Source organism: Billgrantia lactosivorans (assembly GCF_003254665.1).
GTDB classification, from domain to species: domain Bacteria; phylum Pseudomonadota; class Gammaproteobacteria; order Pseudomonadales; family Halomonadaceae; genus Halomonas; species Halomonas lactosivorans.
This window is the reverse complement of sequence record NZ_QHGY01000001.1, coordinates 403,475-429,854: the sequence shown is the minus strand read 5'-3', so window position 1 is coordinate 429,854 and position 26,380 is coordinate 403,475. Positions and strand designations below refer to the sequence as shown.

Annotated in this window: 20 protein-coding genes; 11 read left to right on the top strand and 9 right to left on the bottom strand. The window is 68.5% G+C overall.

Translation table 11 applies throughout. The features are described 5' to 3' along the window. The first annotated feature begins 16 nt into the window (after positions 1-16). The 3 genes from DIS04_RS20365 (at position 17) to DIS04_RS01840 (ending at position 2,632) form a co-directional block, all read left to right on the top strand. Positions 17-661 (top strand): HNH endonuclease, encoded by a 645-nt coding sequence (locus DIS04_RS20365; RefSeq protein WP_162623002.1) that lies wholly within the window; start codon positions 17-19, stop codon positions 659-661. 161 nt (positions 662-822) lie between these two features. Next, the gene (locus tag DIS04_RS01845) at positions 823-1,500 is read left to right on the top strand and encodes a TolB-like translocation protein (protein WP_111412014.1); all 678 of its coding nucleotides are present in this window, start codon (positions 823-825) and stop codon (positions 1,498-1,500) included. A 313-nt stretch (positions 1,501-1,813) separates the two neighbouring features. Next, positions 1,814-2,632 (top strand): class I SAM-dependent methyltransferase, encoded by an 819-nt coding sequence (locus DIS04_RS01840; protein ID WP_111412013.1) that lies wholly within the window; start codon positions 1,814-1,816, stop codon positions 2,630-2,632. Positions 2,633-2,711: 79 nt separating this feature from the next. Here DIS04_RS01840 and DIS04_RS01835 read toward each other — a convergent pair whose 3' ends face one another. Next, positions 2,712-3,527, bottom strand: coding sequence for a class I SAM-dependent methyltransferase (locus tag DIS04_RS01835; RefSeq protein ID WP_111412012.1), 816 nt, complete (start codon positions 3,525-3,527; stop codon positions 2,712-2,714). A gap of 108 nt (positions 3,528-3,635) precedes the next feature. Between DIS04_RS01835 and DIS04_RS01830 the strand changes: the two genes are divergently transcribed. Beyond that, entirely contained in the window at positions 3,636-4,205 is a 570-nt protein-coding gene (locus DIS04_RS01830; RefSeq protein ID WP_218938114.1) for a TetR/AcrR family transcriptional regulator, read from the top strand. A gap of 110 nt (positions 4,206-4,315) precedes the next feature. Here the strand turns inward: DIS04_RS01830 and guaD are convergent, their stop codons facing one another. From guaD to xdhA, 4 genes are all read right to left on the bottom strand, one after another. Then, positions 4,316-5,638, bottom strand: a complete 1,323-nt coding sequence (gene guaD / locus DIS04_RS01825; RefSeq protein ID WP_111412010.1) for a guanine deaminase — start codon at positions 5,636-5,638, stop codon at positions 4,316-4,318. A gap of 70 nt (positions 5,639-5,708) precedes the next feature. Next, a complete protein-coding gene (gene xdhC / locus DIS04_RS01820) occupies positions 5,709-6,572 on the bottom strand; it encodes a xanthine dehydrogenase accessory protein XdhC (protein WP_111412009.1) in 864 nt (287 codons plus the stop codon). Continuing rightward, a complete protein-coding gene (gene xdhB / locus DIS04_RS01815) occupies positions 6,572-9,070 on the bottom strand; it encodes a xanthine dehydrogenase molybdopterin binding subunit (protein WP_422667295.1) in 2,499 nt (832 codons plus the stop codon). Before xdhB ends, xdhC begins: the two co-directional genes overlap by 1 nt. Then, positions 9,054-10,517, bottom strand: coding sequence for a xanthine dehydrogenase small subunit (xdhA, locus tag DIS04_RS01810; RefSeq protein WP_111412007.1), 1,464 nt, complete (start codon positions 10,515-10,517; stop codon positions 9,054-9,056). Before xdhA ends, xdhB begins: the two co-directional genes overlap by 17 nt. 280 nt (positions 10,518-10,797) lie before the next feature. Here xdhA and DIS04_RS01805 point away from each other — a divergent pair, with 280 nt between their 5' ends. Further along, the gene (locus tag DIS04_RS01805; protein WP_111412006.1) at positions 10,798-11,481 is read left to right on the top strand and encodes a TetR/AcrR family transcriptional regulator; all 684 of its coding nucleotides are present in this window, start codon (positions 10,798-10,800) and stop codon (positions 11,479-11,481) included. Here DIS04_RS01805 and arsJ read toward each other — a convergent pair. Next, entirely contained in the window at positions 11,438-12,661 is a 1,224-nt protein-coding gene (gene arsJ, locus DIS04_RS01800; protein ID WP_111412005.1) for an organoarsenical effux MFS transporter ArsJ, read from the bottom strand. The genes DIS04_RS01805 and arsJ overlap by 44 nt on opposite strands. After that, on the bottom strand, positions 12,658-13,692 hold the full coding sequence (locus tag DIS04_RS01795) for an ArsJ-associated glyceraldehyde-3-phosphate dehydrogenase (RefSeq protein ID WP_111412004.1): 1,035 nt from the start codon (positions 13,690-13,692) through the stop codon (positions 12,658-12,660). Before DIS04_RS01795 ends, arsJ begins: the two co-directional genes overlap by 4 nt. Before the next feature lie 39 nt (positions 13,693-13,731). On the opposite strand from DIS04_RS01795, the gene hrpB reads away from it, so the two are divergent. From hrpB to DIS04_RS01770, 5 genes are all read left to right on the top strand, one after another. Further along, a complete protein-coding gene (hrpB, locus tag DIS04_RS01790; protein WP_245904453.1) occupies positions 13,732-16,233 on the top strand; it encodes an ATP-dependent helicase HrpB in 2,502 nt (833 codons plus the stop codon). Positions 16,234-16,417: 184 nt separating this feature from the next. Beyond that, a complete protein-coding gene (locus DIS04_RS01785; protein WP_162623001.1) occupies positions 16,418-17,098 on the top strand; it encodes a class I SAM-dependent methyltransferase in 681 nt (226 codons plus the stop codon). Next, positions 17,095-18,147 carry a sensor histidine kinase gene (locus DIS04_RS01780; RefSeq protein ID WP_111412001.1) on the top strand — a complete coding sequence of 351 codons (1,053 nt, stop codon included), beginning with the start codon at positions 17,095-17,097 and terminating at the stop codon, positions 18,145-18,147. Before DIS04_RS01785 ends, DIS04_RS01780 begins: the two co-directional genes overlap by 4 nt. Continuing rightward, the gene (locus tag DIS04_RS01775; protein WP_111412000.1) at positions 18,144-18,902 is read left to right on the top strand and encodes a LytR/AlgR family response regulator transcription factor; all 759 of its coding nucleotides are present in this window, start codon (positions 18,144-18,146) and stop codon (positions 18,900-18,902) included. Before DIS04_RS01780 ends, DIS04_RS01775 begins: the two co-directional genes overlap by 4 nt. 51 nt (positions 18,903-18,953) lie before the next feature. After that, entirely contained in the window at positions 18,954-20,090 is a 1,137-nt protein-coding gene (locus DIS04_RS01770; protein ID WP_111411999.1) for a flavin-containing monooxygenase, read from the top strand. A gap of 1 nt (position 20,091) precedes the next feature. On the opposite strand, the gene DIS04_RS01765 is transcribed toward DIS04_RS01770, so the two are convergent. After that, a complete protein-coding gene (locus tag DIS04_RS01765) occupies positions 20,092-22,875 on the bottom strand; it encodes a cation-translocating P-type ATPase (RefSeq protein ID WP_111411998.1) in 2,784 nt (927 codons plus the stop codon). Positions 22,876-22,963: 88 nt separating this feature from the next. Beyond that, positions 22,964-25,726 carry a cation-translocating P-type ATPase gene (locus DIS04_RS01760; protein WP_111411997.1) on the bottom strand — a complete coding sequence of 921 codons (2,763 nt, stop codon included), beginning with the start codon at positions 25,724-25,726 and terminating at the stop codon, positions 22,964-22,966. 163 nt (positions 25,727-25,889) lie between these two features. Here DIS04_RS01760 and DIS04_RS01755 point away from each other — a divergent pair, with 163 nt between their 5' ends. Then, a complete protein-coding gene (locus tag DIS04_RS01755) occupies positions 25,890-26,369 on the top strand; it encodes a YchJ family protein (RefSeq protein ID WP_111411996.1) in 480 nt (159 codons plus the stop codon). The last annotated feature ends 11 nt before the right edge of the window (positions 26,370-26,380 follow it).

Sequence of the window (26,380 nt, the reverse complement as noted above, 5' to 3'; positions counted from 1 at the left end):
GATTGGAGAGATCCTCGTGGCTCAAGCAACCCCAGAAGCGATACTACAAGCTGTTTCTCGCCACGCCGGCCCTTGGGTGACCAGTGGCCGCGGCAAGCCATTCGATTGCACTGCTATTGGCACCTCGCTCTACATCACTCCTGAAACGGGCTCACCGCGAACAATCCCGCGGTCCGAACTCGCGAAGTTCTGCGCAGCGTTCAACAGATCCGGTAAGCGCACCGTTTCCTACTATCAAAGCATTTCGTTCAATGCATCGTATTTGCTCACGATCGCGCACGAGATCGCGCTGGAGAGCGTAGATTTCGCTCTCCCGGAGGAGATCCCTGGGGACGATCAACAGCTTCCAGAGGGCGCGATCCGTCAGGTCATCGTCAACGCCTACGAACGGAACGGGGCTGCACGGCAGCTCTGCATTGAGGCCCACGGCACTGAATGCGTGGCCTGTGGCGTTTCAATGGAGGATCTATACGGCGCTGAAGCGCGCGGCTTCATTCACGTGCATCACCTCACCCCTGTTGCTGAGGCGGGCGAGCGTCTCGTCGACCCGGTACGCGATATGCGGCCGGTATGCCCGAACTGCCATGCAATCATTCACCTCGGGGGCGGGTGCCGCTCCATTGAGGAGGTGAAGGCAATGCTATGCCGTGCTCGCACCTAACTATGCGTTCAAGCGGACCGCGGGGACAGGCTATCGTGTTTCCTGATGTCGTCTCGGCCCGCGGCCGCTTAACGCGGCGTTAGCTTCTAAGATTTACAGGTGTTCCCTGGCACCTACACTGCCGTGCAGATGAAGCATTCAACTCAACATCAGGAGGCTTCATGGCACCTCGCAGGCTCAATCTCGCTCTCTCAATCGCAGCCGCTGCTCTCGTGCTCAGCGGCTGTCCGTCGCTGGGAAATGGCGAGCCACCGCCGACGACCGAAACAGCCGCTATCTCTGAATTCGAAGCTGCGCTTGCTCCGCTTGAGGTAGGCGACGAGCAGATCCGGGCGGCTGATGGATCCGTGTTGGTCGGCATTGGCGATGTGCCGGGCACGATTCGCGCGGATCAACAGGCTGAGTTTGGCGCTGCGGAGCGCTTCCAGGAAGCTTCGGTTTCGCCGGACGGTGCCTGGCTAGCCGTGGTCACTTCGGGGGCGGCACACAGCGCCGGCTGGCTTGTCCGGATGGAAGCGCGGCAGCCAAGGCCGGCTGCGTTCCAGTACGGCGGCAATATCACCATCGGGCCGTGGAGCGATGATTCGCGGCGGGTGGTCTTCGTGCAGGAAGGCCCTGCGGGCGGTCGCACGCTAACGGTGGTCGATGCAGGGCGGCTGGGAGAAACGGTGGAGGAGAGTGCCATGCCGGTGCGCAGCCCCGTTCATGACGAGCTGGTACCCGAGGAGCGCATCTACGAGGCGCTGGCGTGGAGCAATGGAGAGCTGCTTTTCCGAGTGGGCGGCGAGCGCTGGGTCTTCGATCCGAATAGCGGGGAGGTACGGCCCTCGAAGCAGTAGGTTTCACGTCTGGGTTTCACATGATGGCGAGTGGTCTTCAACCACTCGCCATTTTTGTTTCAGGCTTGACCTAGGCCTGGTCACGGCGATGCTGGCAGCATCCGCTGGCCCAGGTCTCCAGTAAAGGCCTTGTCTGAAAAGTCGGAGAGCGAAGGCCGACAAGAGCTTAAGTATGACCAGCTATCCTATAGGTTGCGTCACCAACAAGGGGGCTTATCGCTGCGGCGCTGACAACAGCGAATGAGTGCTGATCCGTTGGCCGGATCTCGCTATTGGAAACTCCAGAGGGCCGCGAGTCCACGGGAGGAAACGTATGAGTCAGAAGAACGACATTGATTACCAGGCCGTTACCGCGCGCCAAAAGGAGGTCTGGGCCACGGGCGACTTTCACGAGATTGCACGGCAGAACGTGGTCATGGCTGAAGCCCTCTGTGCGGCTGTCGATCCCCACGGGGGCGAGCGAGTCCTGGACATCGCCTGCGGGAGTGGAACCGCAGCACTGGTCTCCGCACGCAGGTACTGTGACGTTACGGGCATTGATTATGTTCCGAGCTTGGTGGAACGGGCCAAGCGGCGGGCTGCTGCCGACGGCTTCGAGGTGGACTTCCGTGTAGCCGACGCGCAGACACTGCCGTTCGGGGACGCAAGCTTCGATGTCATCCTGTCGGTTTACGGGGTGCAGTTCGCCCCGGATCAGGAGCAAGCGGCCTCGGAGATGCTGCGGGTCTGTCGGCCGGGTGGCAGAATCGGCCTGGCCACGCCGATATCGAGAGGCTGGAGCGGAGACTTCTTCGCAACCATTGCGAAGTACATGCCCCCGCCGGCGGGTATCGACCCGCCGCTGCGCTGGGGTACCGACGCCGGCCTCGACGAGCTGCTCGGTGACGGCACAAGCTCCATCCACAGCGAGGAGCGTACGGCCCTGCAGTACTACCGATCCGTTGACCACGCGGTCGAGGTGTTTCTCAACTATTTCGGCCCTGCCATCCGGGCGTCCAGTGCGTCCACTGAGACAGGCCGGGATTGTCTCCGCAGGGACCTGTATGAGGTGTTCAACCGCTACAACCGCGCGTTGGACGGCACGGCAGTTATCGAAAACCGCTACCTCCTGAGCGTGGCCACCCGGGCCTAGGCGGGAAAAGGAACCATACCCGCATCAGCCGACCGTTGAGCGCGTCGGCTGATGCGGGTTGCCAGCGCCTGGAGGCTCCTCAACTTGCTTTAACGAAATAGGTTTCCATTGGAAAGGCGACACCATGATCGTCCGTGAAGGGTGCCAACGAGGTTTCCAGGTCGGCGATCAGTGCTGATAATCTGTCGTCGTCAAGTTCGCTCAGTGGCCCGGCCAGCGGCGAGCTTGCCGCTTCCTGACGAAGATACTCCGCCGGGTTCGGGAAGCGTACGTCAAGGATGTCATGCTGGATGCTGATGTTGCGAAAGCCTGCCGCGCCGAGCTCTTTCCTGAGGGTATCGGGGGCCGGTCCACTGAATGGCGAGCGCATCATCTCACCGGCTTCCTTGCCGGCGTGCCGATCCAGTGTGCGAGCCAAGGCCTCGTAACTGCGGTTGAAGGAAATGTCGCGCAGCGACGCCAGCACCAACCGACCACCCGGAGCCAGTACCCGTTGAAATTCTTGCAGCACCTGTTCCCTGTCCGGTACGAACTGCAGTACTTGTTGGCTGAGAATGACATCGAACTCATCATCGTCGAACGGGAGTTTCTCCAGAGCCCCGCTTTGCCAGGTGACTGCCTGATCGGTATCTCGACGGCATGCTTCTGCCAGCATCCCGTCGTTGACGTCCAGCCCGACCACCTTGGCGGTGACGTTCCTATCCTGGGCAACGGTGCGGGCGACGATGCCGGTGCCGCAACCGGCGTCCAGGACGCGCTCATCAGGCGCTATCTGTGCATGGTCGGCCAGGCGCTTGGCCCAGCGACGGAAGAACCGCCCCACAAGGTACTCTTCGTAGGCGGCGGCGCTGTTCTGGTTCAGCTGCCAGGCTGAAATGCCGTTTCGGTCTTGCATGGCTGCCTCCGTTGACTAAGTAGACCGAACTACATATTATGTAGACCGATCGTCATATTCTGTCAAACGTGGTAGAAATTGCCCATGGCAAAAGATACGCGAACCCGAATGATCGAGACGACGGCGAGGCTGGTGCAGACGCGCGGGCTTCATGGCGTCAGCCTCAACGATATCCTGCGTGAAAGTGAGGCGCCGCGAGGGTCGCTGTATTTTCATTTTCCTGGTGGCAAGACAGCTCTGGTACTGGAGGCGTTGCGAGCCGGAATAGAAGTGGCGACGGCGGCGCTCAGGGATTGCCTGGCCGAGGCGGACAACCCGGCAAAGGGGATAGAAGATTTCTTTGGGGTCGTGGCACGGGAGCTCGTCGAATCGGATTACGCATTCGGCTGTCCCGTCGCGGGGGTGGTCCTCGACAGGCCGGACATGGAGTCCGAGTTGGCGCGAACCTGTCAGGCCGCCTTCGAACAGTGGCTTGGCATGTACCGTGACGCTCTGGTGGGGGCTGGTGTGCCGCCGGCCCGTGCCGACCGTCTGGCGCAGACTGTTCTGGCCGCTCTGGAAGGGTCCCTGATGATGGCGCGCAGCCAACGGAGTCCAGGCCCTATCGAGGGCGTCGGGCAGGATATTTCGGAGTTGGTTGCCGCTACCTTGCCTTCACGAATATCCGAGGATGATTAACGACTGAGCTTGCGTCGTACTCCCTTCATGGCGAGTGGTCCTCATGAATCCTGCTCTTGTGGAACGGCAAGATTCATAGAACCACTCGCCTTTTTCGTTTCAGGCTTGACCTAGGCCTGATCGCGGCGGTGCTGGCAGCGTCCGCCGGCCCAGGTTTCCAGAATGCTGCGGTCGTCGCCCAGCATCATCAGGGCGAACAGCCGCTCGCCGAGGGTCTTGCAACGGGCGTGACGACGCCCAAGCAGCGGTGAGCCGTCGGGGTCGATCACGACGAAGTCGGCCTCCATGTCGGGGGCGAGGCGGCCGATCTTGTCGTCCAGCGAGAGCGCCCTGGCGTTGCCCAGGGTGAGGCCGTAGAGGCCTTGCCAGGCGGTGAGCGGCTGGCCGCGCAGTTGGCCTACCTGGTAGCCGGCCTTGAGCGTGGCGAGGCCGGAGAGGTCGGTGCCGCCGCCGATGTCGCTGGCGTAGGTGATGTTGAGGCCGACCTCGCGTGCCGCCAGGCGGTCGAACAGGCCGCTGCCGAGGAACATGTTGGAGCTGGGGCAGAAGGCGATGTTGGCGCCGCGCTCGGCCAGCCGGCCACGCATCTCCTGGTCGAGGTGGATGCCGTGGGCGAAGGTGCTGCGCGGGCCGACCAGCCCGGACTGCTCGTAGACTTCGAGATAGTCGCGGCTCTCGGGGAACAGCTCGGCCACCCAGTCGAGTTCGCCGGGGTTCTCGGAGAGGTGGGTCTGCAGCCACAGGCTCGGGTCGTTGCGCAGCAGGCCGCCGGTGGCGTCGAGCTGCTGGCGGGTGGAGGTCGGGGCGAAGCGCGGGGTCAGGCTGTAGCCCAGGCGCGCAGTACCATGCCAATCACCGATGAGCAGCTCGGTGTCGCGAATGCCGCCGACGGTGTCGTCGCACAGCGCCTCGGGGGCGTTGCGGTCCATCAGCACCTTGCCGGCCAGCATGCGCAGGTCGCGCTCGCGGCAGGCCGAGAAGAAGGCTTCCACCGAGGTGGGGTGGCTCGAGCAGAACACCTGGGCGGTGGTGGTGCCGACCCGCAGCATCTCGTCGAGGAAGGCATTGGAGATCACCTCGGCCCGCTCGCGCTGGGCGAAACCGCACTCTTCGGGGAAGGTGTACTCGTTCAGCCAGTCCAGCAGCTGACGCCCATAGGAGGCCATGATCTCCAGCTGCACGTAGTGCACGTGGCTGTCGATGAAGCCGGGCATCACCAGCTTGCCGCGATGATCCACCGTCTCGATGCCTTCGGGCAGGCGTGGCGCCAGCGTGGCGTAGTCGTCGATGGCCTTGATGCGGCCATTCTCCAGCCACAGCGCGCCGTCGGCGTAGTGACGCACGCTGCCTTCGGCAGGGCTGTCGCCTTCGCCGGGATCGGCATCGAAGCTCAGCAGTTCGGCGCGTATCACGCGGGAGTCGTTGTTCGTCATGTCTGGGGCTCGTTGGTTGCTGCCCCCGGCGTCCGCTGCCGAGGGTCAGTGATTCGTCCGGTTCGTAGGGTTAGAACAGAGCACGCAGTTCGGCCGGCGCCAGGCCGCGCTGGTCGGCGCGTTCGGCATTGCCCACCATCGGCAGCAGCTCGGCCAGGGCGGCGATGGCGATGGCGTAGGGCGTCTTGTCGCCGCCTCTGATCGGTTCGCCATTTGCGTCCCTGGTCATGCCGATGGGGCAGCGCACCCGGGCCAGGGCCGCGTCGTCGTGGCCGGCATCGGTGAGCCGCGAACGGAAGCTGGCCCACTTGCTCTTGGAGCCGATCAGGCCGATGGAGGCGATGTCGTTCCGCTGGAGCAGGGCGTCGACCAGGGCGCGATCCTCGGCGTGGTCGTGGGTCAGCACCAGCGCGTGGCTGCCCGCCGGCAGCGCCGCCACGGCGGCCTGCGGGTCCGGCGCGTGGCGGCAGGCCAGGCGCGGTTGTCCCGTGGTCCAGGCCGGGAAGACGCCCTCACGGCTGTCGTGCCACAGCACACGCCAGGGCAGCGGGGCGGCCAGGCGCACCAGTTCGTTGCCGACGTGGCCGGCACCGAAGATGGCCAGCGTAGCCGCACTGCCGGGGAACACCTCCAGCAGCACGTTGACGAAGCCGCCGCAGCACTGGCCGCTGCGCCCGCCCAGGGCGAAGGCCTCGAGGCTCATGCCGGCTTCGCCCTGTGCCAGCTTCTCGCGGGCGGCGTCGATCACCTGGAACTCGAAGGTGCCGCCACCCAAGGTGTCGAACACGTCGCTCTCGCTGATCACCATGCGCGCACCGGGCTCGCGGGGCGTGGAGCCGGCGCTGGTCACCACCGTGGCCAGCGCGTGGGGCAGCCCCTCGCGCTGCAGCCGGTGCAGCGCCTCGTGCCAGGCCTGCGGACGCGGCGCGTTCATCACACCGCTCCCTGCGCGGCATCATAGCGGCTGCGCAGGGCCTCGGCGGCCAGCAGCACCCGCTCCGGCGTGGCCGGGGTGTCGAGCCGCGGCGCCTCGGCGTAGTCGGTGAGGCTCGCCAGGGCGTCGCGCAGCGCCGACCACACCGCCATGCCGAGCATGAAGGGCGGTTCGCCCACCGCCTTGGAGCGGTAGATACTGGCCATGGAGTTGGGGTGGCCCTCCATCAGCTTGACGTTGAACACCGGCGGCAGGTCGCCGTAGGTGGGGATCTTGTAGGTGGCCGGGCCGTCGGAGATCAGCCGGCCGGCGTCGTTCCACTTCAGCTCCTCGCTGGTCATCCAGCCCATGCCCTGAATGAAGCCGCCTTCCACCTGGCCGAGGTCGATGGCCGGGTTCAGCGAGTCGCCCACGTCGTGCAGGATGTCGACCCGCTCGACCTGGTACTCGCCGGTCAGGGTGTCGACGCTGACCTCGGCCACGGCGGCGCCGAAGGCGTAGTAGTAGAAGGGGCGGCCCTGGCCGGTATTGCGGTCGTAGTGAATCAGCGGCGTGGCGTAGAAGCCCTTCTCGGAGAGTGAGATGCGGTTCAGGTAGGCGGACTGCACCAGCTCGCCCCAGGGAATGCGCCGTTCGCTCTCGCCGTAACCGGCGACGAGATGGCCGGCCTCCATGCGCATCTCCTCGCGGTCGAGCCCCTGATCCTGGTAGAGATGCTCGTGGGCGAAGTCGAACAGGCGCTGCTTGAGCCTGACGCAAGCGTCACGGGCGGCCTGGCCGTTGAGGTCGGCGCCGCTGGAGGCCGCGGTGGGCGAGGTGTTGGGCACCTTGTCGGTACGCGTGGCGGTGATGCGCACCTCGTCGACGTCGAGCCCCAGCTCGCGGGCCACCACCTGGCAGATCTTGGTGTGCAGGCCCTGGCCCATCTCGGTGCCGCCGTGATTGATCATCACGCTGCCGTCGGTATAGACGTGCAGCAGGGCGCCGGCCTGGTTGAGGTGCTTGGCGGTGAAGGAGATGCCGAACTTCACCGGCGTCAGCGCCAGGCCGCGCTTGACGATCGGGCTTTCGGCGTTGAACTCGGTGATGGCGCGGCGCCGCGCCCAGTATTCGCTGCTGGTCTCGAGCTGCTCGACCAGCTCCTTGAGCAGGCCGATCTGGTCCACCTGCTGGCCGTAGTGGGTGGTCTGGCGGCCGGGGCGGTAGAAGTTGCGCTTGCGAACGGTCAGCGGGTCTTCGCCGATGCGCCGGGCGATGTCGTCCATCGCCGCTTCGATCACCATCATGCCCTGGGGGCCGCCGAAGCCGCGGAAGGCGGTATTCGAGGCGGTATGGGTGCGCGCTCGGTGGCCGGTCACACGAGCTTCGCCCAGCGAGTAGGCGTTGTCGCTGTGGAACATGGCGCGGTCGACGATGGCGTCCGAGAGGTCGGGCGAGTAGCCGCAGTCGCCGATCACGGTGATCTCGCCGCCCTGGATCACGCCCTGGTCATCCACGCCGAGGCGGTAGCGGTTGTGGAACGGGTGGCGCTTGCCGGTGACGCGCATGTCGTCGGCGCGCGGCAGGCGCACGCGGGTGGTACGGCCGGTGCGCCGGGCGATCAGCGCGGCGATGCAGGCCCAGGGCGAGGCCTGGGTCTCCTTGCCGCCGAAGCCGCCACCCATGCGCCGCACTTCCACGGTCACGGCGTGGAAGGGGATGCCCAGCACCTCGGCCACCAGCTTCTGGGTCTCGCTGGGGTGCTGGTTGGAGGTGTGGACGATGACGCCCTCGTCTTCGGTGGGTTGCACCAGGCAGGCCTGGCCCTCCAGGTAGAAGTGCTCCTGGCCGCCGACGAACTGCTCGGCCTCGACCACGTGAGCGGCGTTGGCCAGCGCCTGCTCCCAGTCGCCGCTCTGCTGCACGTGGGTGGGGCGCACGAACTCGCCGCGCTCGGCGGCGGCCACCGGGTCGAGACAGGCCGGCTGCTCGTCGATCTCTACGACTGCCGCCTGGACGGCTTCCCGTGCGGCGCGATGGCTCTCGGCGGCCACGGCGAACATCACCTGGCCGACGTAGCTGATCTCCTCCTCTACGAAGATCGGGTCGCCGGGGAAGACGGGACCGATATCGGTATGGCCCGGCACGTCGTGGAAGCCGATGACATCGACCACGCCCGGCATGGCGCGAACCTTGTCCAGGCCGAGGCGGGTCAGGCGGCCATGGGCGACGGGGGAGAGGCCCAGCGCCACGTGCAGCGCGTCGGCCGGCGCCTTGAGGTCGTCGATATAGGCGGCGCGGCCGGTGACGTGCTTGACCGCGCTCTCGTGGGCGCGGGCGTGCGGATGCGGCGCGGCATGGACGGTGTCGCGCGCCAAGGGGCTCGAGCCCTTGATGCGTCCGTCGAGCTCGTGGCGGGCTGTCGCGGACTCGGCGCTCACGTCGGCGGCCATCTCTGTCGATTTGTTCTGTTCCGGCGCGGCACCGGGCGCCTTGGAAAGCTTAGTGAGCGTACGCATGGAGCATCACCTCCCGGGGGCTGTCGGTCTCGGCCTGGGCGATCACAAGATGCAGGCGCTCGAGCAGGTTGGCGGCGGAGAGCCGGCGATATTCGGCGCTGCCGCGCACGTCTGACATAGGCTGGAAGTCTTCGGCCAAGGCCTCGCGGGCGGCGCGGAAGGCGGCCGCATCGGGGGCCTGCCCCTCGAGGGCGGCTTCGGCATGTGCCGCGCGCTTGGGGATCGCCGCCATGCCGCCGAAGGCGAGCCGCACGTCGCGTATCACACCGTTCTCCATCCGCCAGGCGAAGGCGCCCAGCACGGCGGAAATGTCATCCTCACGACGCTTGGACAGCTTCCACACCTTGAGCGTTTGGCCCGCCACGGGGCGGGGCAGGAAGATCGCGCGGATGGCCTCGCCCTCGCGTAGCGCGGTGCGCTTGTAGTCGAGGAAGAAGTCGTCGAGCGGCAGCTCACGCTCACCCTCGGGGCCGACCAGGCGCAGGCGCGAGCCCAGCGCCAGCAGCACCGGCGGGGTGTCGCCGATGGGCGAAGCATTGGCGATGTTGCCGCCCAGGGTGCCGCGGTTGCGCACCTGCTGGGAGCCGAGGCGGTGCAGCAGGTGGGCGAAGGCGTCGTAGGGCTCTTCAAGCAGCGGCTCGAGGCGCGAGTAGGTGACGGCGGCGCCGATCCACCAGCCGCGACGGCCGTCCTGCAGTTCGGCTTCCTCGACGACGTTGAGTTCGGCGACCCGGGTCACGTCGATCACGCGCTCGAAGCGCGCCAGGCGCTGGGTGGACTCCAGCCACAGGTCGGTGGCACCGGCGACGAGTCGCGCCTGGGGATGCCGCGCGAGGCAGTCGGTCAGCTCGGCGAGGGAGCCGGGCTGCAGGAAGCTGGCGTCGAGATCGAGGCCGGTCTTGTTGGCCTCGCTGTCGCGAGGTGCGCCAGCGTCGAGCCACAGCGGGCGATGGTCGGGATGGGAGTCCATGCTCATGGCGGCATCGCGGATCGGGCGATAGCCGGTGCAGCGGCACAGGTTGCCGCCCAGTGCGGCCTCCAGGCGCTGGGGCGTCAACGGAGCCGGGGCCTGGCGTTGCTGCTCGTGGAGGGTGAACAGCGACATGACGATGCCCGGGGTGCAGAAGCCGCACTGGCTGCCGTGGCACGCAACCATGGCGGCCTGGGCGGGATGCAGCGCGTCGCCCTGGGCGAGGCCATCCACGGTGACCAGGTAGCGTCCGTTGAGCTGGTGGGCCGGTGTGATGCAGGCATTGGCGCTATGATAGCGCAGCTCGCCGTCGGGGCCGGGCTCGCCGATGGCTACCGTGCACGCACCGCAGTCACCCGAGGCGCAGCCCTCCTTGGTGCCCGTGACGCCAAGCGTTTCGCGCAGCAGCTCGAGCACGCTGGTCTCGGGTGAGGCCTCGCTCCGGCACGGCTGCCCGTTGAGCATGAAGTCGATCATCGCCTTGTCTCTTGTTGACGTTGTGATAGCTGACCCATCGCCACGCGGGATGGTGCATCGCAAGGTGCGGTCGCCGCGTGTTGACCAAATGGTCAGGATGATCTCAGGATGGGCCAGATTGTCGCACTTTGCAAGGGGCAAAATGCGACCGGGGCCAGCCGCCGAGAGGTGTGCCGAGGGCGTTGCACTTGTCGCGCCCCTCGATGGTCTCATTTGCAGGAAGCCCCGCGGTGGGGCACTCTCTTGGCTTTCCCACCATTCACAGGGCAGGGGCCTGTCGATGACAGACGTGACCGAAACCGAGACCGTGAGGCCTGCTCGGCAGGGTGGCGAGAGCAATGGCGCCACGCGCGAACGCAACGAGCGCGAGATCCTCGAAGCCGCCGAGCGGGTCTTCGCCCAGTACGGTTACCGCGGCGCCAGCGTACAGGCCATCGCCGAGGAGGCGGGGCTGCCCAAGTCCAACGTGCTCTACTACATGGGCAACAAGCGCGGCCTCTACGTGCGCCTGCTCGAGCGCATGATGGCGCGCTGGAACGCGTTGCTCGACGACATCAGCGTGGAGGACGACCCCGCCGATGTACTCGAGGCGTTCATCCGCAGCAAGATGCAGCTCTCGCGCCAGCACCCGGAAGGGTCGCGTCTGTTCGCCGCGGAGATACTCGGTGGCGCGCCCTTCCTTCAGGGCTACCTGCGTGGCGAGTTGCGCCAGTGGGTGCAGACCCGGGCACGAATCTTCGAGCAGTGGGCCGAGCGGGGACTGATGGATCCGGTCGATCCGGTATGGCTGATCTTCCTGATCTGGTCGGCCACCCAGCACTACGCCGACTTCGAGGCTCAGGTGCTGGGCATTACCGGCAAGGACGAGATCAGCGATGCCGACGTCGAGCGCATCACTCAGTTCCTGACCCAGGTGATCCTCAAGGGGTGTGGGGTGAGGCCTGCCTCGGCAACGCCAGGCTGATCGCCACCGTGGCCAGCAGCATGGCGCTCGACACCCACAGCGTGGCAGTGAGGCCGCCGGTCATGTAGAGCCAGCCGGAGAGCAGGGTGCCGATCAGCCGGCCCATGGCGTTGGCCATGTAGTAGAAGCCCACGTCCAGCGAGACCCCGTCCGAGCGCGCCATGCGCACGATCAGGAAGCTGTGCAGGCTGGAGTTCACCGCGAACACCGCGCCGAACAGCAACAGCCCGCCCAGCAACACCGCTTGCGGCTGCCACTCCCACTGAAGACCAAGCGCGATCATTGCCGGCAGCACGGCCAACGCCGCGGCCCAGGCGATGGCGGCGCCGCGCCCCGCCGTGCGACCGGTGATGCGTGGCGCCACCGCCTGCACCGCCCCGTAGCCGATCACCCACAGCGCCAGGAAGCCGCCCACTCGCCAATGGTCCCAGCCGAACCGGGTGGCGAGAAACACCGGCAGCGCCACCACGAACCAGACGTCGCGGGCGCCGAACAGGAACATCCGCGCCGCCGAGAGAATGTTGATCGCACGGCTCTTGGAGAGTATCTCGCGAAACTTCGGCTTGGCCTTGGCGCGACCCAGGTCGGCGTCAAGGCGGGCGAGCGAGAGGCCGAGAACGCCGGCGAGCATCAGCGCCATGGCAAGGATCGCGCCCTGGAAGCCGATCAGCGTGAGCAGCAGCCCGCCGAGAAAGAAGCCCACCCCCTTGAGCGCATTCTTCGAGCCGGTGAGCAGCGCCACCCAGCGGTAGAGCGAGGTGTGCCCCTCGTCGCCCGCCGGTACCAGGCCCTTGATCGCGCTCTTGGCGCTCATCTTGTTGAGGTCCTTGGCGATGCCCGAGAGTGCCTGGGCCGCCATCACCCAGGGCACCGTGAGCCAGGCCGTGGGAAGGAGCAGCATGGCCAGGGCGACGATCTGCAGGCCCAGCCCCAGGTTCATGGTGCGGTTGAGCCCCAGCCGCGCACCCAGCCAGCCTCCCACCAGGTTGGTCACCACGCCGAAGAACTCGTAGAACAGGAACAGCAGCGCCACTTCCAGCGCCGAATAGCCGAGCTGGTGGAAGTAGAGCACCACCAGCATGCGCAGGGCGCCGTCGGTGAGCGTGAAGCCCCAGTAGTTGCCGGTCACCAGCAGATACTGGCGCACCTCGCGGGGCAGGGCGGCAACGCGGGCGATCATCCTTCTCCGCTCTCGACACCGGTGGCTTTCCCCACCTTGGCCGCCAGCTCCACCGTGCGGCAGGCGTAGCCGTACTCGTTGTCGTACCAGGCGTAGAGCTTCACCTGGGTGCCGGCCACCACCATGGTGGAGAGGGCGTCGACGATGGAGCTGCGCGGGTCGCTGCGATAGTCGATGGAGACCAGCGGGCGCTCCTCATAGCCGAGGATGCCGGCCAGTTCGCCCTCGGCGGCCTGCCTGAGCAACGCGTTGACCTCCTTCACCGTGGTCTCGCGCGCCACCTCGAACACCATGTCGGTGAGCGAGGCGTTGGCCAGCGGCACGCGCACGGCGTGGCCGTTCAGCTTGCCCTCGAGTTCAGGGAAGATGGCAGTGATCGCCTTGGCCGAGCCGGTGGTGGTGGGGATCAAACTCATGCCGCAGGCCCGGGCACGGCGCAGGTCCTTGTGAGGGGCGTCGAGGATCACCTGGGTGTTGGTGATGTCGTGAATGGTGGTCATCGAGCCGTGGCGGATGCCGAGGCGCTCGTGGATCACCTTGACCACCGGCGCCAGGCAGTTGGTGGTGCAGCTCGCCGCGGTGACGATGCGGTGGCTGGCCGGGTCGAAGCGGTGGTCGTTGACCCCCATGACCACGTTGAGCACGCCTTCCTCCTTCACCGGCGCGCTGACCACCACGCGCTTCACGCCCTGGTCGAGGTAGCCCTGGAGCTTGGCGCTGGTCTTCATCTTGCCCGAGGCCTCGATCACCACGTCGCAGTCGGACCAGTCGCTGTCGGCGATCTCGCGGTTGGCACTGAAGGCGATGCGCTTGCCGGCCACCACGATGGCGCCCTCGTCCGACGTGATATCATCGCCGCCGCCGCTCCACTGGCCGTGCACCGAGTCGAACTGCAGCAGGTGGGCGAAGGTGGCGGCGTCGCCGCCCGGGTCGTTGATGTGTACGAATTGGAGATCCGGGTTGGTCCAGCCGGCGCGCAGCGCCAGGCGGCCGATGCGGCCGAAACCGTTGATGCCGATGCGGAGGGTCATGTCGGGGCTCCTGCGAGCGAAATATATGGCAAATCGTATATGAAGCGAGATGACAATTCGATGACGCCCGGCGGCGAACTGCCCATCGACGCCCAGCTGCCGGCGATCCGCCAGGCACTGGCCGCGCATTCGAGGGCGCTGCTCGCCGCCGACCCCGGGGCGGGCAAGACCACCCGGGTGCCGCTGGCGCTGCTCGACGAGGACTGGTGCCGGGGCGAGCGCGGTGCAGGCCGCCTGCTGCTGCTGGAGCCGCGGCGGGTGGCCGCTCGCCTCGCCGCCGGCTACATGGCGGAGAGCCTGGGCGAGCCCGTGGGGCAGACCGTGGGCTACCGCATGCGCGGCGAGAGCCGGGTGGGGCCCGGCACGCGGCTCGAGGTGGTCACCCAGGGCGTGCTGACGCGCATGCTGCAGGACGATCCGCTGCTCGACGGAGTGACCGGCATCGTCTTCGACGAGTTCCACGAGCGCAGCCTGGAGGCCGACCTGGGGCTGGCCCTGGCGCTCGACGCCCAGTCGGTGCGCGACGACCTGCGCCTGCTGGTGATGTCGGCGACCCTCGACGTCGAGGCGCTGCTCGGCGTGCTCGGCGAAGCCACGCCGCTGGTGGAGAGTCAGGGGCGCAGCTTCCCGGTGGAGACCCGCTATCGTCCCCTCAGCACTCATGTCAATTCTCGGGATGACGCCGCAGGCCAGCAGGCCAGGGCGGTAGGGGAAGCGCTGGCCCTGTGCGAAGGCGATGCCCTGGTGTTCCTGCCCGGGGTGGCCGAAATCCGCCGCCTGGCGCGCGAGCTGGCCAGCCGCCAGCCCGAACTGGCGGTACGCGAGCTGCACGGGCGCCTGCCGCTGGAGGAGCAGCGCCGCGCCTTGAAGCCCGAGGTCGACGGCCGGCGGCGGGTGGTGCTCTCCACCGCCATCGCCGAATCGAGCGTGACCGTGGATGGCGTGCGCATCGTCATCGACGCCGGCCAGGAGCGGGTGCCGGTGTTCCAGCCGCGCAGCGGGCTCAGCCGGCTGGAGACCCGTCGCGTCAATCGCGCCAGCGCCGACCAGCGCCGTGGCCGGGCCGGGCGCCAGGGGCCGGGGCTTTGCCTGCGGCTGTGGGCCGAGGAGCAGCCGCTGCCGGCTCACGGCGAGCCCGAGATGCGGCAGGCCGATCTCGCTCCGCTGGCCTTCGAGCTGGCGCGCTGGGGGATCGTCGAACCGAGCGCGCTGGCCTGGGTCACGCCACCGCCGGCCGGGGCGCTGGCCGCAGGCCGTCGCCTGCTGCAGCGGCTCGGCGTGCTGGACGAGACCCTCCTGCTCAATGAGCTGGGCCGCGCCTGCGTGCGCTGGCCCACCCATCCGCGCCTGGCCGCGATGCTGGCGCGTGCCGGCGAACTCGACGCCGTGCCGCTGGCCTGTGCCCTGGTGGCGGCGCTGGAGGGGCGTGACCTCGACGGTGAACAGGACCTGGAGCGCACGCTGCAGGCCCGCCTGGCGCAGCCCGCCGCTCACCGTCAATGGCAGCGCGAGGCCCAGCGCCTGGCCCGCATTGGCGGCGTGCGCCTGGAAGTGCCAACCCTGGCGCCGCTGGGGGAACTGCTGGCCCTGGCCTATCCGGACCGGGTGGCCCAGCGCATTCACCACGACGCGGGGCCGGGACGCTTCCGCCTGGCGTCGGGCGGGCTGGCGACGCTGCCGGAGCGCCATCCACTGGCCCATGCCGAGCTGCTGGTGGCCGCCGACCTCGACGGTCAGGCCAGCGGGGCGCGCATCTTTCGCGGCGTGGCCATCGCGCGGTCACGGCTCGAGGCGCTGTTTCCCGAAACGCGTGAATGGCATGCCAGCCTGGAGTGGTCGGAGGAGCAGGGGCGCCTGGTCGGCGAGCAGGTACGCGGCCTGGGGGCTGTGGTGCTCGAACGCAAGCCGCTGCAGTCACTGCCACCGGAGGCGGTGCGCCAGGCACTGCTCGAGGCCCTGCGTCGCCGCGGCGAGCTGCCCTTCGGCGACAGCGACGAGCAGTTGCGTGGTCGGGTGGCGCTGCTGCGCCAGGTGTGCGGCGACGAATGGCCCGACTGGTCGACGCCGGCGCTGCTGGATACGCTCGAGACATGGCTGGGGCCACACCTCGACGGTGTCAGAAGCCTCGACGCCGTGGCGCGGCTGCCGCTGGGCCGCCTTCTGCTCGACAGCCTGGCATGGCCCCAGCGCCGCCGGCTCGACGAATTGGCACCGGAGCGCCTCGCGGTGCCCAGCGGCTCGCGGGTGCGGCTCGACTACACGCCGTGCCTGGAGGGCCGGGCGCCGGTACTGGCGGTGAAGCTGCAGGAGGTGTTCGGCTGGCACGATTCGCCGCGGATCGCCGAGGGGCGGGTCGCGGTGCTGCTGCACCTGCTCTCGCCGGCGCGGCGTCCGCTGCAGGTCACCGCGGATCTCGCCAGCTTCTGGGCCAACGGCTACGCCGAGGTGCGCCGCGAGATGCGCGGCCGCTATCCCAAGCACCCCTGGCCCGAAGACCCGCTATCCGCCGAGGCTACGGCGCGGACCAAGCGCCGAGAATAGCCTTTGCAGGCTGCCGCGCTCAGGCATGGCCGGGCCCCGCTCCGGTAGGCCAGCGACCCGCCGGGGCAACCGTTCGCCGAGCCAATCTGCCGTTTACCGAGTTCTCGTGGCGGCCGTCGCGATGAGGCCATATGGTGCAGGCAACGGCGCCAGTGGCGCGCCAGTGCATGAGCGAGGCGAGACGATGCTGACGGCGATCCGGGATGTCCTGTTGCCACTGACCCTGCCGCGGGGCGATAGCGTGGCACTCTACGATCGGCTGGCGCCACGGTACGACCGCATGCATCGTCGCTGGCTGGAACGGGCAGGCGCCGAATCGCTGGCGGCGCTCCAGGGCTGCCTCGCTGCCGAACTCGAGCCCGGTCGCCGGGTGCTCGATGCCGGTTGCGGTCCCGGGACGCTGGCGCGCTGGGTCATGGGGGCGGAGCCCGGGGCAGACTTGACCCTGGTCGACCTGGCGCCCGCCATGCTGGAACGGGCGAGCAGCGTGCCGGGCCGACATGTCCACGCGGACCTGCTGGCCTTGCCCTTCAGCGAGGCGGAATTCGACATCGTGATCTGTGCCTGGGCGCTGGAAACCACTGCCGAGCCGGAGCGGGCCGTCGCGGAGCTCGTGCGCGTGCTGGCGCCGGGTGGCCTGTTGTGCCTCTGCTTCTGTACCCAACCGGTGGCAGTGGGTGAACGGCTCCGTTCCCTGCCGCTGCGGCTGTCGGTCAGGCACGGCTTCGGGGGCCTGTTCCTGCAGGGCAACTTCCCGCAGTGGCTGCCTCACCGACAGCCGCGCCGGCTGGTATCGCGACGCCAGCTTGCCTCGTTCGCCTGCTGGCGAAAACCGCCGGGTTCGCCGGCCGGGGTGGAACCATGAGGGCGAGACTCGACGGCTGGCGCCGTACACCCATCCTGCTGACCCTCGTCGCCCTGGCCGGGTCTGCTCTGCTGGTGCCCGTCTACCTCGGGCAGGGGCTGCCCTGGGCTCACGCGATCGCGGCCGCCCTGATGGTGGCCGTGCCCGGCGTGCTGCTCGGCGGCTGTGCCTGGCGCTTCGCCCGGCGGCCACGGCAGGCGCTCGGTCGCGGTCCAGCGCTCGTCGTGCATGGCCTGGTCGCGACGGGCTTCGCCGTCGCCTGGACGATTTGCATCTATCTGCTGGCGTTGCCGGTGCACCGCGAGGCCGCGCAGGCCTTCCTGTACAACGGCGCTCCCTGGCAGTTAGTGGGTGGGTTGATCCTCTACGCGGCGATTGCGGCCAATGCGCAATGGCGGCGGACGCGAGAACAACTGACCGAACAGGCCCTCGTCGCCACGCGCGCCGAGCTCCAGGCCCTGCGCGCGCAGCTCGACCCCCATTTCCTGTTCAACACCCTGCACTCCTTGACCCAACTGGCCCGGGACGACAGTGCGGCCACCGAACAGGCGCTCGAGCGTTTCGGCGATCTCATGCGCTATGTGCTGCATAGCGGCCGCAGCGACACGCCGGAGGTGGCGCTGGAGGACGAGCTCGTTTTCATCCGCCATTACCTGGCCCTGGAACAGTTGCGACTGGGGGAGCGGCTGGGCGTCGAGGAAGCGCTGGACCCGGAGGCCCTCGAACTTGCCGTGCCCTCGCTGCTGCTGCAGCCGCTGGTCGAGAATGCCGTGCGCCACGGCATCGCGCCAAGGCTCGAAGGCGGTACGCTTCGCCTGGCGGCCGCCGTGGAGGAGGGCTCCCTCGTCGTCGAGGTCGCGGACGACGGCCAGGGTGCCGATGCCGAAGCATGCCGGCTTGGCGCGGGGCTCGGCCTCTCGACCGTGCGGCGCCAGCTCGAGCTGCACTACCCGGGCCGCAGCCATATGCAGGTGACGACCGCACCGGGGCAAGGGTTCGCGGTCCGCCTCGTGCTGCCGGGGCACCTGCCACAGGGGAGGGCATCATGAGCCTGTCGGTACTGGTGGTGGATGACGAGCCGTTGGCGCGCCGGCGGCTTCGCGCGCTGCTCGCCGAGGTGGCGTGGGTCGAGCTGGTGGGCGAGGCCGGCGACGGCGCCGCGGCCCTGGCCGAGATCCGGCGCCTGAGCCCCGATGTCGTGTTTCTGGACATCCGCATGCCGGGGCTCTCCGGCCTGGAGGTCATCGAGCGGTTGCGCGCCTTCGATGAGGTGCCGGCGGTGGTCTTCACGACGGCATACGACGAGTACGCGGTGACCGCCTTCGAACTGGAGGCGGTCGACTATCTGCTGAAACCCTTCGGCGCTCAGCGGTTGCGGGCGGCCATCGAGCGGGCGCGCCTGACCGTCGAGAGCCGGGCGGCGGTCGCGATGCTCGAGCGGGCGCGTGGCGTACTCGGTGAGCGGGAGGAGCCGGCGCCCCTGGCGCGCGTCCTCGTCCGCGACCGGGGGGCGGTGGTGCCGATCGCGCCGCACGAGATCGTGCGTATCGAGGCCCAGGACGACTACGTCATGGTGCACGCGCGCGGTCGGGGCTACCTGATCAGCGTGCGGCTCGGCGAACTGGCAGGGCGCTTGCCGCGTCCTCCCTTCCTCCGCGTGCACCGCTCTCACCTCGTCAACCTGGACCACGTCGAACGCATGGAGCCGCAGGAGGACGGTCGCTACCTGGTCAAGCTGAAGGATGGTAGCCGCGTTCAGGCCAGCCGCGCCCGCTCGCAGGAGATTCGTCGGCAGTCCCGCTGACGAGGTGATGGGAATCGTACGGGCATCCAGCAACGAGAGGAGGGGAGCCGCATGCCGGCTGGTTGTTTCTGCCATCCGGTCGTGATCGTCGGCGCCGGACTGTCCGGGCTCGCCTTGGCCTACCGGCTGGAGCGCCGCGGGGTCCGCCCCAGGCTCCTCGAGGCGGCACCACGGATCGCCGAGCCCTGGCGGCGCCGGCATCCTCAGCTTCGGCTCAACACTCACCGACGCTTTTCGCGACTGCCCGGGCGGCCGCTCCCGCGCAGCGCGGGGGTGTTTGCCGGCCGCGACAGCGTGATCCGCTACCTCGAAGCCTATGCGCGGGATCTCGCCTCGCCCATCGAGTGCGGAGTGTCGGTGTCGCGGATCGTGCCCGGCGGTGACGGCTGGTGCCTCGAGACGAATATCGGCGAGATCAAGGCACGTCACGTCGTGGTCGCCACCGGACGGGAACGCGTCCCGGTCATTCCCGACTGGCCGGGGCGCGAGGGGTTCCGCGGGAGGGTGCGGCATGCCGCCGACTTCGGCTCCCTCGACGACTACCGCGATCGGCGCGTGCTCGTCGTCGGCGCAGGCAACTCCGGCGTGGACGTGCTGAACCATCTTGTGCGCCAGCGCACGCGCCGCCTGTGGGTCGCCGTTCGCGGCGGCACCGCCATCCTGCCCACGCGCTTGCTGGGCGTTCCCGTGCAGCGGCTGTCCGGCGTGATCAACTGCCTGCCAACGGCAGTCGCCGATGGCCTGCTCGCCATGACCGAGCGCTTTGCCTTCGGCGATCTGCGCCGGCTGGGCCTGCCCCGAGGTGAGATCGGCGCGGCCACTCGTCTGGCTCGGCACGGTGTGGCCCCCGCCATCGACGACGGTTTCGTCCGTGCGCTCGAGCGTGGCCGCGCGATCGTGGTTCCCCAAGTCGTCGCGTTCGAGCCGCGGGCGGTGGTGCTCGAGGACGGGCGGCGGCTGCGGCCGGATTTCGTCATCTGTGCCACGGGGTACCGGCCGGGCCTGGAGGGCTTGGTGGGACATCTCAAGGTGCTCGATGACCGAGGCATCCCCCGGGGCCAGGGCGCCGAGTCGTTTCCCGGGCTCCCGGGTCTGTGGTTCCTCGGCATGCAACCGCGCCTGTTCGGTCAGTTCCAAGCCGCCTGCCGAGACAGCCGCGAGCTCGCGCGATGCCTGCTGCGCAGCTGAATTACCCGGCGGCGGCTTTCGCCTTGCGCGAAGGGGGCGACTGCGCTGCCGTGTCGGCCTGGCGCCGGCGCAGCAGCCATTTCTCCGCTTCCACGACGAGAAACACCGCCACGCTGGCGACGGCGATCACCGCCCAGTGCAGCAGGGAGAGGCCTTCGGTGGCGAAGATCACCTGCATGAAGGGCAGGTAGGTCCAGCCGAGCTGGAACAGCACCACCAGTGCAATGGCGCTCAGCGCGGCGCGGCTGCCGAACAGGCCGCGCCACGACAGGCTGCTGTCGAGCAGGTAGCGGCTGTTGATCAGGTAGACGATCTCGCCCGCCACCAGCATGTTGACCGCCCCGCTGCGCGCCAGCGCCTCGCTGCCGCCCTGGCCGTGCAGGATCCAGGCGAAGATGCCGAACACGCCCAGCACCAGCAGCAGCGAGACGAGAATCACGCGCCACAGCATGAACATGTCGAGCAGCGGGGCGTGGGGGTCGCGCGGCTGGCGCGTCATGACGTTCTCCTCGGCGGGCTCGAAGACCAGCGCGATGCCCAGCGTCACGGCGGTGATCATGTTCACCCACAGCACCTGCAGCCCGGTGATCGGTAGCGTGAAGCCCGCCACGATGGCCAGCAGGATGGCCAGGCTCTCGGCGCCGTTGGTCGGCAGGATGAAGGTGATCGACTTGCGGATGTTGTCGTAGACCTTGCGCCCTTCGGCCACGGCGCCGACGATGGTGGCGAAGTTGTCGTCGGTGAGCACCATCTCGGCGGCCTCCTTGGCGGCCTCGGTGCCCTGGACGCCCATCGCCACGCCGACGTCGGCGCGCTTGAGCGCAGGGCCGTCGTTGACGCCGTCGCCGGTCATCGCGCAGATGCCGCCGCGGGCCTGCATCGCCTTGACCAGGCGCAGCTTGTGCTCCGGGGCGGCGCGGGCGTAGACGTCGACCTCGGTGATCTCCCGTTCCAGTTCCTCGTCGCTCATCGCTTCGATCTCGTGGCCGCTCAGCGCACGATCGGTGCGGGCGAAACCGAGCTGGTCGGCGATCGCCCGCGCGGTGACCGCATGGTCGCCGGTGACCATCACCGGGCGGATGCCGGCGCGCTGGCAGTTCTTGACCGCCTCGATGGCGGCCTCCCGGGGTGGGTCGAGCAGGCCGACGATGCCGAGCAGCACCAGCCCCTCCTCGGCGTCGCTGTCGCTGAGCTCTCCCGTCAGGTCGTCGGCCGGCTTCTCGGCCAGGGCGAGCACGCGCAGGCCGCGTGACGAGAGCTCATGTATACGCTCTTCCCAGGCGTCGCGGTCGAGCTCCGCGTCTTCGTCACGGCCACGCTCCTTGGTACACATCTCGAGCAGGCGGTCGGGCGCGCCCTTGACCAGCAAGCGCTTGCCGTCGTGCTCGTTGAGGGTGGCCATGTACTTGCGCTCGGAGTCGAAGGGGATGGCATCCTCGCGGCCGTGCGAGTCGCGCAGCTCACGCGTGTCGATGCCCGCCTTGGCGGCCGCGACGACCAGGGCCCCTTCGGTGGGATCGCCATCGATGCACCACCCCTCTTCCCCTTCGTTGAGGTCGGCGTCGTTGCACAGCGCCCCCACTTCGAGGAAGTGGGCGAGGGCAGGGTAATCCTGCAGCGAGATCGACTCGCCGGACGCTTCGTCCGTGTCCTCGGTGTCGCGCGGCGCCAGGCGCAGTTCGCCCTCGGGAGCGAAGCCGATGCCGGTGAGGCGGAATTCGCCCTCGGGCAGCCAGATGGCCTGGGCGGTCATCTCGTTGCGGGTCAGGGTGCCGGTCTTGTCGGAGAAGATGGTGCCGATCGAGCCCAGGGTCTCCACCGCCGGCAGGCGGCGCACGATGGCGTTCTTGCTCGCCATGGCCTGCACGCCGAGGGCCAGCGAGATGGTGACGATGGCCGGCAGCCCTTCGGGAATGGCGGCCACGGCCAGCCCGACGCTGGCCATGAACATCTCGGTCCATGGCTGGCCATGCACCAGCACGCCGAAGGCTCCGGTGAGCAGCGCGGCGCCGACGATGAACATCGCCAGGACGCGCCCGGCGCGGTCGAGCTGTTCGACCAGCGGCGTCTTGAGCTGCTCCACACCGCGCAGCATCTCGGAGATACGGCCGATCTCGGTCTGCTCGCCCGTCTCGACCACCACCCCGGTGGCGGTGCCCTTGGCCACGATGGTGCCGGCGAACAGCATGTCGCTGCGCTCGGCCAGTTCGGCGGCTTCGTCCACCGCCTCGTCGGCCTTGTCGACCGGCGTGGATTCGCCGGTCAGGGCCGCTTCCTCGGCATTCAGTCGCTTGGCTTCGAGGATGCGCAGGTCGGCGGGCACGCGGTTGCCGCTCTCGACCTTGACGATATCGCCGGGGACGAGCTCCTCGGCGTCGATCTGGACCTCGCGCCCGCCGCGCAGCACCGAGGCCTGGGGGGAGAGCATGCCGCGTATGCTCTCCAGGGCCTTCTCGGCCTTGCCCTCCTGGAAGAAGCCGATCAGGGCGATGATCACCACCACGCCGAGGATGACCGACGCATCCAGGGGCTTGCCCAGCAGCAGGCTGGCAATCGCCGCGACGATGAGGATCAGCATCAGCACGTTGTTGAACTGCGCCAGCAGCCGCTTCCACCACGGCTGGGCCTCTTCCTGCTGCAGCCGGTTGGGGCCGTACTGCTCCAGGCGCCGTCTGGCCTCGTCGTCGTCGAGCCCGCTCGATTGGGCTTCGAGCCGTTCGAGCGCCTCGTCGCCGGTCATGGCGTGCCAGGGCGTACGTGCTTCCTGATCGTCGCGGTCGGACATGCTGCTCCTCCTGAGCTTCGAAACGTCCTTGTGCCTCTAGGGGTAGCACACTCGGGGCGAAGCTGCAGGCGGGGCGCGTAGCGTAATGTCACTGCGTCCTGGGCGTGGTGCCTCGCGGCCGTTCGCCATCGCGCCGCTTCTTCGTGGCTCGGGCGTTCCGGCGCAGCAGCCACTTCTCCAGCTCGACGACGAGAAACAGGGCAACGCCACAGCCGATGACCAGCAGCCAGTGGCGCAGGTCGAGGGCGGCACTGTCGAACACCGCCTGCATGAAGGGCAGGTAGGTCCAGGCGAGCTGCAACAGCAGCACGAGCCCGATGGCGATCCACACCGGACGACTACCGAACAGGCCCTGCCAAGAGAGGTTGCTGCGCAGCAGGTAGCGGCTGTTGATCAGGTAGGCCGCGCTGCCCATGACCAGCGCGTTGACGGCGCCGGCGCGGGCGACGGCCTCATTGCCTTCGACGCGCAGCAACCAGCTGAACATGCCGAACACGGCGATCAGCAGCAGCAGGGAGACGAACACCACGCGCCAGAGCAGGAACAGGTCGAGCAGTGCCGCGGCGGGGTCGCGTGGGCGCCGGCGCATCAGGTTCTCCTCCCCCGGTTCGAAGGCCAGCGCCAGGCCCAGGGTCACGGCGACCACCATGTTGACCCACAGCGCCTGCAGCGGCGTGATGGGCAGCAGCGTGCCGGCCAGCACCGCCAGCATGATCGCCAGGCCCTGGGCGCCGTTGGTGGGCAGCAGGAAGGTGATGGTCTTGCGGATGTTGTCGTAGACCTTGCGGCCCTCCTCGATGGCGCCGACGATGGTGGCGAAGTTGTCGTCGGCCAGCACCATCTCGGCCGCTTCCTTGGCCGCCTCGGTGCCCTGGACACCCATCGCCACGCCGACGTCGGCGCGCTTGAGCGCCGGGCCGTCGTTGACGCCGTCGCCGGTCATCGCGCAGATGCCGCCGCGGGCCTGCATCGCCTTGACCAGGCGCAGCTTGTGCTCGGGGGCGGCGCGGGCGAACACGTCCACCGTGTCGATGCAGCGCTCCAGCTCGGCGTCGCTCATGGCCTCGACCTCGCGGCCGGTCAGGGCGCGCTCGGTGTTGGCGAAGCCGAGCTGCCGGGCGATGGCCAGCGCCGTCACGGCGTGGTCGCCGGTGACCATGATCGGGCGGATGCCGGCCGAGAGGCAGCGCGAGACCGCGCGTACCGCCTCTTCCCGGGGCGGGTCGAGCAAGCCGACGAGACCCAGGAGGACTAGGCCTTCCTCGGCATGTGTCTCGTCAAGTTCCGAGACGGCCTGGATCGGCTTCTCTGCCAGCGCCAGGACGCGCAGGCCGCGGGTCGAGAGGGCGTTGATCCTCTGCTCCCATTCGCTCGGATCGAGCACGACGTCGCCAGCCTCGGTACGCACCCGGTGGCACATCTCGAGCAGCCGGTCCGGGGCACCCTTCACCATCAGCGTGGGCTGGCCGTCGACCTCGTGCAGGGTGGCCATGTACTTGCGCTCGGACTCGAAGGGGATGGCATCGTGGCGGTCGTGGCGACCCCGCAGCGTGGCGGCATCCAGCCCCGCCTTGGCGGCCGCCACCACCAGCGCACCCTCGGTGGGGTCGCCGTGGATGTGCCAGGCCCCGGCCTCGTCCCTGGCCAGTTCGGCATCGTTGCAGAGCACCCCCACCTTGAGGAAGTGGCGCAGGGCGGGGTGCGCGTCCAGCTCCAGCGGCCCGCACGCGGCCGCGTCGTCGCCACCGGGCAGGAACTTCCCCTCGGGAGCGAAGCCGACGCCGGTCACGGCGATCTCGCCCTGCGGCAGCCAGATGGCCTGGGCGGTCATCTCGTTGCGGGTCAGGGTGCCGGTCTTGTCGGTGAAGATGGTGGAGATGGAGCCCAGCGTCTCGACCGCGGGCAGGCGGCGAATGATGGCGTGGCGTCGGGCCATGGACTGGACACCCAGCGCCAGGCCGATGGTGACGATGGCCGGCAGGCCCTCGGGGATGGCCGCCACCGCGAGCCCCACGGCGGCCATGAACATCTCACTCACGGGCTGGTCGTGGACGAGTGCGCCGATCGCCGCGGTAATCGCGGCCGCGCCGAGAATGAAGATGGCCAGCACGCGACCGGCACGGTCAAGCTGGCGCAGTAGCGGCGTCTTGAGCTTCTCCACGCCGCGCAGCATCTCGGAGATGCGCCCGATCTCGGTGTCGACCCCGGTGGACACGACGATGCCCTGGGCGGTGCCCTGGGCGACGAGGGTGCTGGCATAAGCCATGCTGCTGCGCTCGGCCAGGTCGGTCACCTCGTCGACCGGCGCGGCCTGCTTGTCGACGGCGACCGATTCGCCGGTCAGGGCAGCCTCCTCGGTGCGCAGCCGGTTGGCCTGGAGCAGGCGCAGGTCGGCGGGCACCCGGTCGCCGCTTTCGAGCAGCACGATGTCGCCCGGCACCAGGCTCTCGGCCGGGACGGTCTGGCGACGCCCGTCGCGCAGCACCTTGGCCTGCGGCGAGAGCATGCCGCGGATGCTCTCCAGGGCATGCTCGGCCTTGCCTTCCTGGACAAAGCCGATCAGCGCGATGATCGTCACCACGCCGACGATGGCCAGGGCATCGAGGCGGTGCCCCAATGCCAGGCTGGCGATCGCGGCCACGATCAGGATCAGCATGAGCAGGTTGTTGAACTGCTCCAGCAGGCGCTTCCATCCGGGCCGCGCGGCCTGCTCCCGCAGCCGATTGGGGCCGTGCTCGGCGAGGCGTGCCTCGGCGGCCTCGCTGGCGAGTCCTTCGGGGCGGCTATCGAGCGTGGCCAATGCCCGGTCGCCGGTCACGGCGTGCCAGGGAGGGCGTGAAGGGGTGGGCATGTCCCGGTCTCCGCAGGTCGATGCTTTTGTTGTAGCACGGCCGATGCTGCATCGCAGTGACACAGGACAAGAATCGCAGCGCAAGCCAAGGTGGCAAGCGGGAGATGCCAGCCGCCGGCGAGCCGGGTATCCTGCGGCCACCTGTACCGATGCGGAGACCGCCATGCCCACCCACGACACTCCCGCCGCGAGCGTCGACAAGCGCTGCCCATGCGGCAGCGGTCGACCCTATGCGGCGTGTTGCGGCGCTTGCCACGGCGGCGAGCCGGCCACCACACCCGAGGCGCTGATGCGGTCGCGCTACAGTGCCTTCGTCCTCGGCCTTGACGACTACCTGCGTGACACCTGGCATGCCAGCACGCGCCCGACCGCGCTGGATCTCGATGCGTCGACCCGCTGGGTGCGACTGGAGGTGCTGGACCAGGGGCAAGACGACGATCGGGGCCGCGTGCACTTTCGGGCGACCTTTCGCGAGGGACGCCGCTGGGGAGTGCTGGAGGAGGATTCACGCTTCGTGCGAGAGGCGGGGCGCTGGTTCTATGTCGATGGCAAACCCGTCGTCGAACGCCTCAAGCCGGGCCGCAACGAGCCTTGCCCCTGCGCTAGCGGGCGCAAGTTCAAGAGTTGCTGCGGCCTGGGATGATCGCGGTCAGA